General features: G+C 60.2%; 3 protein-coding genes. 1 reads left to right on the top strand and 2 read right to left on the bottom strand.

The genetic code is table 11. The features are described from left to right. The coding region (thiC, locus tag AB4043_RS21130; protein WP_442307994.1) for a phosphomethylpyrimidine synthase ThiC at window positions 1-985 on the top strand (985 nt) is incomplete at its 5' end. A gap of 261 nt (window positions 986-1,246) precedes the next feature. Here the strand turns inward: thiC and AB4043_RS21125 are convergent. Both AB4043_RS21125 and AB4043_RS21120 read right to left on the bottom strand, forming a co-directional pair. After that, entirely contained in the window at window positions 1,247-2,503 is a 1,257-nt protein-coding gene (locus AB4043_RS21125; RefSeq protein ID WP_442299173.1) for a sialidase family protein, read from the bottom strand. Next, window positions 2,503-2,862 (bottom strand): transferrin receptor-like dimerization domain-containing protein (locus AB4043_RS21120; protein ID WP_442307993.1); only part of this gene is annotated, 360 nt, incomplete at its 5' end. The genes AB4043_RS21125 and AB4043_RS21120, both read right to left, overlap by 1 nt.

Genomic DNA, 2,862 nt, shown 5'->3' with positions numbered 1-2,862 from the left:
GTATGAGGCGCTGAGCCGGGTGAAGAAGGTCGAAGATCTGAGCATCGATCTGTACATGGAGGTGATCGAGGAACAGGCGCAGCAGGGTGTGGACTACTTCACCATCCATGCCGGCGTTCTGATCCAGTACGTCCCGATGGTCTCCAAGCGCATTACCGGCATTGTGAGCCGCGGTGGCGCCATTCTGGCGCAGTGGATGACCTCGCATCACAAGCAGAACTTCCTATATGAGAACTTCGATCGCATCACGAAGCTGCTGGCGAAGTACGATGTCAGCTACTCGCTAGGCGACGGTCTGCGTCCTGGTTCCGTGGCCGATGYCAGCGATGAGGCGCAGTTTGCCGAGCTGAAGACACTGGGCGAGCTGACGCAGCAGGCCTGGAAGGACGATGTGCAGGTCATGATCGAAGGTCCCGGTCACGTTCCGATGGACAAGATCAAGGAGCAGGTCGACAAGGAGGTCGAGCTCTGCCACGGAGCTCCGTTCTACGTGCTCGGACCCCTGGTGACGGATATCGCTCCCGGCTATGACCACATCACCTCAGCCATCGGTGCTGCCATGATTGGCTGGCACGGCGCTGCGATGCTCTGCTACGTCACKCCGAAGGAGCACYTGGGSCTGCCGAACGAGAAGGACGTGAAGGACGGCATCATCGCCTACAAGATCGCAGCGCATGCTGCTGATATCGCACGGCATCGTCCAGGCGCCCGCGACCGCGACGACGCCATCAGCCACGCCCGTTATACCTTCGACTGGGATAAGCAGTTTGCGCTGTCGCTTGATCCGGATACGGCTCGTTCGATGCACGACGAGACGCTACCGGATGACTATTACAAGGAAGCTGCTTTCTGCTCGATGTGCGGTCCGAAGTTCTGCTCCATGAACTGGTCCAGCAAGGTGGATAAGTACAACGAAGAGGTTCACGGTCTGAAGAAGAACGACCTCACGCAGATCGTGACCGAGCAGATGGCTCTGCGGGGATAAGCCTCTCGCGAACATAAAAGAAGGGCCGCTTCCGATTCGGAGCGGCCCTTTCTACTGCAATGGTTTTCAGTTAAATTTCATTCTCCGGACTAACCTCGGGCCGAACGACTAAAACTGGTACCCAGACCAGGGCAAGAAGCGCAACACCGAAAATGAGGGTATGAGGCATGCCGGTTATTCCTTCTACAAACATCTTCGCTGCTTTCTCGCAGAATCGTTATCCCTGAACCGGGCCATAGGGATACACCGAAAGTTGCAAAATCAGCGGACGGTGGCGCGGGCGAGAAAGGTCTTCGGCTGTTCGTCTTCCGTGGACCAGGCGAGATAAACCGAGCCATCCTGACCGAGGGATGTAGTGGGATACCGGCCTCCCGATGCGACAGAAGGCAGCGCAGAGGTACGTGAGATGGCGCCTCCGGCTGAGACGCTATAGAGATATGGGACGAGGGGAGACCATTCGCCGGTCTGTCCGGCGGCGCGCCCTGAGAAGGAGACGGCGATGGAGCCGTCCTCGCGCTGTGAGAGATAGGGATGGTTGGCCGAAAGGATCCCTTCGCTCACGGGCTTGGCGGATTTAAAGATCTTTCCTCCGTCGGATGAGGTGGCCAGGCGAATGCCCGGTTTCTGCTCCGAAGCGGTATACCAGCTAACGACCGGGTTGTTGTGCTGAATGGCGATCACCGGACCGGACTCCGGGCAGCCGAACAGCTTCCACCGGTCGGTTGAGACGCGAACCGGGGCGCTCCAGTGTTGTCCGCCGTCATGTGAGCTGACGAGGGCAATATCCCGCTCATTGTCATCGTAGACGTGCCGGTAGACCACATACACGGTGCCATCTGCCGCAACCGCAGCCGACGGACGGCAGCAGGGGCAGGAGAGATCTGCCACACGGACGTTGGGCTGGAAGGTCATACCCTTGTCGGTCGATCGCGCCAGATAGACGGAGAAGGTTCCGGGGGCCGAAGCCGGTGAGCGGCCGTCGAGCCACACTGCGTAGATGTCGCCGTTAGGAGCGACCGTGAAGCTGGCAAAGCCTGTATAGCTTATATCTCCCGCGGGTTTATCGACAGGTGAGACGAGATGCGGCGGCATGTGCGCCATGCCGGGCGAGGTGCGGGCAAACTGCAGGGTCGTAGCGCCTGCCTCATCATGCTGTTGCCACAGGGCATAGGCGTACATGCCGCGTGCAGCAATCTGCGGTGCATTTTCCGCTGCAGTGGAGACCATGGTTCCTGCGGCGTTGAGTACGGCCGGTTGGCCCCAGTGGTCGCCCGCGTCGTTGCTGGTTGTCAGTGCGAGCTTCGATCCGCCTTGCGAACGGTCGACCCCAAGGAGATAGAGGTCTCCGTTCACCGCGGAGGCTACGACTGGCCGCATCAGCGCAAACGGGAGCTGATGCGGTTGTGGCTCAAAACGGAAGCCTGGTTCAGCCGTTGCCGCACTCTGCTCATGCCGGCATGCAGTCGTCAGCAGAGACAACAGCAGGGCAGCAGCGGGGACGAGGCGACGAGCCGTCATCAGTGGGCAGCGCCTTCCAGAATCTGTGCGGCCTGGTTGAGGGCTTCGGTCAGGACTCCGAGCTGTGCCTGGGCCACTGCGGCGTCCGGTTTGTTGTTGATGCCGCCTTCCATCGCCTCATTCACTCCCGGAATCACCACTGCAGCATAGCCGGTGTACTCGCCGGGAGCGTAGATGACGTGCTTGTACCAGGGGCGGTTGGGCAGGCCTTGCGACGAGATGAAGGCGCCTTCGACAGCCCGCAGGTTGTCATTCAGCGCCTTCGGGTTGCCGCTGACGCTGTTCTGCCGGCTGCGAATAGCTGAACCGGCAGTCTCAAACCGCTTGGCGGCGACGGCTGCGGCGTCGAAGTTCAGTGT

This window comes from Terriglobus sp. YAF25 (assembly GCF_052113305.1).
Taxonomy (GTDB): domain Bacteria; phylum Acidobacteriota; class Terriglobia; order Terriglobales; family Acidobacteriaceae; genus Terriglobus.
This window is presented reverse-complemented; position numbering and strand designations above follow the sequence as displayed.

Bases quoted from the DNA above. Each gene is read 5' to 3' on its own strand.
- AB4043_RS21125 (WP_442299173.1), bottom strand. From the start codon at position 2,503: ATGACGGCTCGTCGCCTCGTCCCCGCTGCTGCCCTGCTGTTGTCTCTG.